The sequence below is a fragment of the Pseudonocardia sp. ICBG601 genome (assembly GCF_020496245.1).
The window spans coordinates 1-5,027 of sequence record NZ_JAHLJA010000119.1 but is presented as its reverse complement, the minus strand read 5'-3'; the positions used below and the strand labels follow the sequence as shown (position 1 = coordinate 5,027).

10 protein-coding genes and 1 riboswitch are annotated in these 5,027 nt (G+C 73.3%); of the genes, 5 read left to right on the top strand and 5 right to left on the bottom strand.

Features of this window, described 5'->3' with window-relative positions:
• Positions 1-152: 152 nt before the first annotated feature.
• From KPL57_RS26790 to crcB, 4 genes are all read left to right on the top strand, one after another.
• Positions 153-425: a DUF3040 domain-containing protein gene (locus KPL57_RS26790; protein WP_226353619.1), complete on the top strand. Its 273-nt coding sequence runs from the start codon at positions 153-155 to the stop codon at positions 423-425.
• A gap of 189 nt (positions 426-614) precedes the next feature.
• Positions 615-679: riboswitch (Fluoride riboswitch) on the top strand.
• 26 nt (positions 680-705) lie between these two features.
• Entirely contained in the window at positions 706-996 is a 291-nt protein-coding gene (locus KPL57_RS26785) for a DUF3040 domain-containing protein (RefSeq protein ID WP_226353618.1), read from the top strand.
• Positions 993-1,292: a DUF3040 domain-containing protein gene (locus KPL57_RS26780; protein ID WP_226353617.1), complete on the top strand. Its 300-nt coding sequence runs from the start codon at positions 993-995 to the stop codon at positions 1,290-1,292. The genes KPL57_RS26785 and KPL57_RS26780 overlap by 4 nt, the downstream gene beginning before the upstream one ends.
• A 45-nt stretch (positions 1,293-1,337) precedes the next feature.
• Complete coding sequence (gene crcB, locus KPL57_RS70350) at positions 1,338-2,189, top strand: fluoride efflux transporter CrcB (protein WP_308253034.1); 852 nt, start codon at positions 1,338-1,340, stop codon at positions 2,187-2,189.
• Here crcB and KPL57_RS26765 read toward each other — a convergent pair.
• The 3 genes from KPL57_RS26765 to KPL57_RS26755 all read right to left on the bottom strand — a co-directional run bounded on the left by KPL57_RS26765 (position 2,182) and on the right by KPL57_RS26755 (position 3,981).
• Entirely contained in the window at positions 2,182-2,805 is a 624-nt protein-coding gene (locus tag KPL57_RS26765; RefSeq protein WP_226353616.1) for a bifunctional 2-polyprenyl-6-hydroxyphenol methylase/3-demethylubiquinol 3-O-methyltransferase UbiG, read from the bottom strand. The genes crcB and KPL57_RS26765 overlap by 8 nt on opposite strands.
• Positions 2,806-2,869: 64 nt before the next feature.
• On the bottom strand, positions 2,870-3,325 hold the full coding sequence (locus tag KPL57_RS26760) for a hemerythrin domain-containing protein (protein ID WP_226353615.1): 456 nt from the start codon (positions 3,323-3,325) through the stop codon (positions 2,870-2,872).
• A 125-nt stretch (positions 3,326-3,450) separates the two neighbouring features.
• Positions 3,451-3,981, bottom strand: a complete 531-nt coding sequence (locus tag KPL57_RS26755) for a pyridoxamine 5'-phosphate oxidase family protein (RefSeq protein WP_226353614.1) — start codon at positions 3,979-3,981, stop codon at positions 3,451-3,453.
• 99 nt (positions 3,982-4,080) lie between these two features.
• Between KPL57_RS26755 and KPL57_RS26750 the strand changes: the two genes are divergently transcribed.
• Positions 4,081-4,512, top strand: a complete 432-nt coding sequence (locus tag KPL57_RS26750; RefSeq protein ID WP_226353613.1) for a hypothetical protein — start codon at positions 4,081-4,083, stop codon at positions 4,510-4,512.
• On the opposite strand, the gene KPL57_RS26745 is transcribed toward KPL57_RS26750, so the two are convergent.
• Positions 4,497-4,829: a pyridoxamine 5'-phosphate oxidase family protein gene (locus tag KPL57_RS26745; RefSeq protein WP_308253033.1), complete on the bottom strand. Its 333-nt coding sequence runs from the start codon at positions 4,827-4,829 to the stop codon at positions 4,497-4,499. The two genes, KPL57_RS26750 and KPL57_RS26745, sit on opposite strands and share 16 nt — an antisense overlap.
• On the bottom strand, positions 4,763-5,005 hold the full coding sequence (locus KPL57_RS26740; RefSeq protein WP_226353621.1) for a hypothetical protein: 243 nt from the start codon (positions 5,003-5,005) through the stop codon (positions 4,763-4,765). Before KPL57_RS26740 ends, KPL57_RS26745 begins: the two co-directional genes overlap by 67 nt.
• Positions 5,006-5,027: the final 22 nt, after the last annotated feature.

The following is a 5,027-nucleotide window of genomic DNA, read 5'->3' as shown; positions in this document are numbered from 1 at the left end:
CTACCTGCCACCCCCCAAGGGTAACGGCCCCTGACCAGCGCAGACGCTGATCGGGGGCCGTTGTCGTGTGTCCAGCCCGCGACGCCGTCAGTGTGACGCGGGCCGCGCTCCACGCGGTGTGGTCCCGAGGTAGCGTCGGGGCCGTTATGGGAATGAGACCTGAACTGAGCAGACGTGAGCGGCGAGCGCTGGTCGCTCTGGGCGAGCAGCTGGGCGCCTCCGATCCTGTGCTGGCCCGCGAGCTGAGCCTGCCCGCCGAGCCGGGCTCGGTGCGGTGGGCCACGCGGCTCGGCGCGGCGATGTTCCTGCTCGGCGTCGTCCTGCTCACGATCGGGCTGTTGGTCGCGGACGCCGGAGCGGGAGCGGTCGGCGCCTTGCTGCTGATCACCTGCTGGATGCCTCCGCGGATCGTCGCTCCGGAGTAGTCGGGAGATCGACAGCGCTTGGACGTTGATGATCTCGGGAGAAGTTCGAATCCTCTACCCGCCACCCCCTACGGTTAACGGCCACTGACCAGCGGAAACGCCGAGCAGGGGCCGTCGTCGTCCTCCGGCCGGACTCGGTGGCGGGAGCGCTCGGCGGGCTTCTCCTCGGTGCGGCCGCGGAGTATCGTCGGCACGGATGGCGATGGGGCTCGCCGACAACCGCCTGAACGAGGGCTGATAGCTCCTACCGACAGAGGTCTTCTGTGGGTAGGAGGTGCCCGTGGCGCGGTTGAGCCGTCGAGAGCGGCGCGCGCTGGTGGCCTTGGGCGAGCAGCTGGTCGCCTCCGATCCTGCTCTGGCCCGCGAGCTGAGCGGGCCCGTCGAGTCGCGCGCGACGCGGTGGGCCGCACGGCTGGGTACGGCGATGTTCCTGCTCGGCGTGGTGCTGCTCGCGGCCGGACTGCTGGCCGGGTGGGCGGGCGCGGGGGCCGTCGGCGCCGTGCTGTTGATCACGTGCTGGATGCCGGCCAGGGTCGTCGCTCCCGAGGACCCGCGCGGCGGTGCGTCGTGAAGCGTCGACGAGACGTCCGCGCGCTGGAGGCTCTGGGGCGGCAGCTGGCCAGGGAGGACCCGGCGCTGGCCGCGCAGCTGTCCCTGCCCGCGGGCAAGCGGTCCGGCATGGGCGACGCCCGCGGCCGGCGGCGCCACCCCGGGATTCTCGCGGGGAAGGTCCTGTTGCTGGTCGGGCTGGTGTTCATCGGCTGGGGGCTCCTGGTGGCGAGCCCTACGGCAACGATCCTCGGCTCCATCGCGGTCCTGATCTGCTGGCTGCCGTGGCACTTCGCCTGGGAGGCGACCCGGCGATGACCGAACCGACGTTCCAGGCGGGCGAGCACGTGGAGGACTCTGCGGATGTCGAACGATCGTGACCATCCGACCGCGGCCGACGTCGATCCCGACGTCGTGCCGCACGGGAGCGGCAGGCGGTGGCGGGACCCGTCGTGGGGAGCACTGGTCGCGACCGTGACCGTGGGCGGGATCCTCGGCGCGGAGGTCCGCTACGGCGTCGGCGTCGCGCTGCCCCACGCCCCGACGCAGTGGCCGTGGTCGACGCTGCTGATCAACGTCTCCGGATGCGTGCTCATCGGTGCCCTGATGGCGGTGATCACCGAGCTGGTCGAGGCGCACCCGCTGGTGCGGCCGCTGCTGGGCATCGGCGTGCTCGGCGGCTACACGACGTTCTCGACCTACGCCGCCGACGTGGTGACCCTCGCGCAGGCGGGCGAGGTCGTGGCAGCGGTCGGCTACCTGCTCGCGACACCGTCCTGGCCGTGCTGGGGGCCGCCGCGGGTCTCACCCTCGGCCGCAGGGTCGGGCCTGCGCTGCTCCGGCGCGCTCGGGGGAGTGCGGCATGAGCGTGCTGCTGGTGGGGTTGGGAGCGGCGGTCGGCGCCCCGGCGCGGTTCCTGACCGACCGGGCCGTGCGGCGGTGGTGGGCGGGGCCGTTCCCGTGGGGCACCTTCGCGTCAACGGCGTCGGCTCGTTCGTGCTCGGCGTGAGCCTGGCGCGCGCCGACCCGGTCGTGGCGACGCTCGTCGGCACGGGGTTCTGCGGCACCCTGACGACCTACAGCACCTTCAGCTACGAGACGGTCGCGCTGATCGAGGCCCGCAAGCCCCTGCTCGGGTTGACGAACCTCGTCGGGAGCGTGCTCGTGGGCGTCGCCGCCGCGGGTCTCGGCTGGGCGGCCGGGCACCTCATGTGAGCCGGTACTCGGCCTGCCACCGCAGCGTGGGGGTCGAGGTCTGCTTCAGCGACACCAGCTCCAGCCCGCGCTCGGCGAAGGCTGTGACCTCCGCGCGGGTGAACGCCCACGGCGGTCGTTCGGACGGCGGAGCGCCGTCCTCGCGGACGTTCTCCACCACCAGCAGGTTCCCGCCCGGCGCCACCAGCGACGCCACCGCGGCCGTCGCGGTGGGTCGCAGCGAGACCGGGAGCGCTTGGACGTTGATGATCTCCACCACCACGTCGAACGCCCCGGCCCACTCGTCGGGCAGGGCGAGCAGGTCGGCCACGCGGTAGTCCACTGGCGAGTCCGGGAACCGGCGACGGACCGTGGCGACGGCGGTCGGCGCGATGTCGAACGCGGTCGTCGCGAACCCCGCGGCCCCGACGAACTCGGCGTCCGCGCCCAGCCCGCACCCCACCACCACGGCTCGACGGCCGTCGGGCGCGCCGAGCCCTGCGAGCCACTCGGTCAGCTGTGGCGCCGCCGCCGGCCGGTTCCACGGCACCGTCGTCTCGCCGCGGTCACCCGCCGCGTACAGCTCCTCGAACCACTCCGTCGGGCGTCCTCGGGACAGCGCCCGGGCGGCCAGCACCGCGCTCTCGGCGTCCCAGTCTCGTGGAAGGTGTGGGCATGCGTCACACCTTGCCACCGTCCGGTCACAGCGGTCCGAAGACGGTGTCGATCTCCGCGTCGAGGTCGAGCGTCTCCAGGACGGTGAGGAGGCGCCGCTCCTCGAACCGGAAGTGCGACTCCATGATCGCCGCGATCCCCTCGAGGTGCCGGTCGAGCTCCGCCGGACTCGCGGCGCGGTCGAGCGTCGCCTGCAGGTCGCCCAGCAGGTGCCCGATCACGGAGTGGTCGTGCGCCAGCTGCCGCAGCGTGTCCCGCAGCTCGGGGTGCGCCGCCTCGAGAGCGGGGAAGAGGACGTGGTCCTCCCCCTCGTGGTGCCCGGTCAGCGCCGTGCAGAACGCGCGGCAGAACACGAGCAGCTCGCGCGCGGCCTGCTCGTCGGCGGACGCGCGGGTCACCCGCAGCGCCGCGCGCAGCCGTTCGTGCACTCGCCGCGTCTCGCGGCTCCAGGCCACCAGCCTGGTCGTCTCGCCCTCAGTCACGTGAGGGCGAAGGGGTGTGCGACATCGTCGACACGTCCTTCGGATCCCACGCCTCCATGCCTGACACGGTCTGCCACCGGCACGCGACGCTGCCCGCACCGTACTACCGATCAGCCGGCACCCGGTCAGAACGTCCAGCGCGTGGCTCCGCCCGGCGCGACCGTCGCCACGGCGTGTGCGGAACGAGCGGTGACGCGGTACACCGCCCACGGCGGCCGCCCGGCCGACGGCGCGCTGAACGGGGCGGTGAGGGCCGTGCCGGACTCGTCGACCTCGCACGGCCACCCACCCTGGGCCCAGACCGCGGCCAGACGGGCGACGGTGGCCGGGTCGGTCACGACCTCGGCGCTGCCCTGGACGCTCAGGTCGAACTCGCGGGTGGAGAGGGCGAGGGTGCAGCGCGGGTCGCGGGCCAGGTTGCGGCCCTTGCGCGTGCCTCGGCCGGTCTCGAACCAGAACGAGCCGTCGAGCCAGAGCGACCCGATCGCGGTGACGTGCGGTGCGCCGTCGGCGTCGAGGGTCGTGAGCCACGTCGTGTGCCGGTCGGGGCCGCCTCCGCCGGGCGCCTGCTCGTACCCGGCGGCCAGCCGGTCGGTGACGCTCGGCCAGTCGAGGGCGGGCAGCTCGTACAGGTCGGCGAGGTTCTGCGTGTCCATGCGAGTTCTGACCAGGCGACAGGCGCGGAATCATCGCCGTCCGGGTGGTCTGCGTAGATCCACCGATGCCTCGGCCCGCGCGTCGGCCAGCATCAAGGCATGTCGGACACCGGAACCACCGCCCACCGGCTGCTCACCGGCCTGCTCCTCGGCGGCGCGCTGGCCCTGGCCGCCGTCGCGGTCTGGTGGCTGGTCATGCCCGCCGACTGGAGCGTCGTCCCGACCGCGGACCCGGACCAGTACGTCTCGCCGGTGACCACCGGGCACTGGACCGCCGTCGCCGTCGGGCTGGCCGTGCTCGCCGCACTCGGTGGAGCGGCAGGCCGACCCGGCGTGACGGTCGTGGCCGTGGCGCTGCCCGCGCTGGCGCTCTACTGCTGGAAGTCCGCCACCGCGACCGTCATCGGCGCGAACCTCTGGCCGGTCGGCGCTCTGTTCGCCGTGGTGCCGCTGGTCGGCGGTGCGGCCGTCGTCGCGTTCACCGCGTCAGGTGTCCGTCGACGTCGCCGGAGCGCTCAGCTCCACTCGTAGCGCGTCTGCGCAGGCTCGACGCCCACGGAGAACGCGAACCCCTTGACGGGCTGTATGCGGTAGAGCTGGACGGTCCCGTCGCGGATCGCGTCGCCCATGCCGTGCCACGTCCCGTCCTCGCGGGCGAGCTGCCAGCCGTACGCCTCCTCGAACGCCGTCGCCACCCTCTGACGCGTGTCGGGGTCGGTGACCAGGCTCGCCGTGCCCTCGATGACGTGGTCGACGCCGGTGAGCGTGTCGGTGCCGGTCGTCAGCGCGCAGTGCGGGTTGGCGCGCAGGTTGACGGCCTTCTGCTCGTTCTCCCCGGTCGTGAACACGCGGCGGCGAACGCCCAGACCGCGACGAGCGGCGTGACGTGCGGACGGCCGTCGCGACGCACCGTGCAGAGGTGGAAGTTCTGGACGTGGCGCAGCGCCCACTCTGTCTCCGCCCACGGTCGCGGGGTCGCGCCGGGCGAGGAGAACGGGCCGATCGACGTGCGTGGAGTGGTCATGAACGGCTCCTCAGGGCCGGGT

What these genes read in the sequence shown, in the direction of transcription:
- KPL57_RS26790 (WP_226353619.1), top strand. Translation starts at nt 153, where the DNA reads ATGAGACCTGAACTGAGCAGACGTGAGCGGCGAGCGCTGGTCGCTCTG.
- crcB (WP_308253034.1), top strand. Translation starts at nt 1,338, where the DNA reads ATGTCGAACGATCGTGACCATCCGACCGCGGCCGACGTCGATCCCGAC.
- KPL57_RS26755 (WP_226353614.1), bottom strand. Translation starts at nt 3,981, where the DNA reads ATGGACACGCAGAACCTCGCCGACCTGTACGAGCTGCCCGCCCTCGAC.
- KPL57_RS26750 (WP_226353613.1), top strand. Translation starts at nt 4,081, where the DNA reads ATGTCGGACACCGGAACCACCGCCCACCGGCTGCTCACCGGCCTGCTC.
- KPL57_RS26740 (WP_226353621.1), bottom strand. Translation starts at nt 5,005, where the DNA reads ATGACCACTCCACGCACGTCGATCGGCCCGTTCTCCTCGCCCGGCGCG.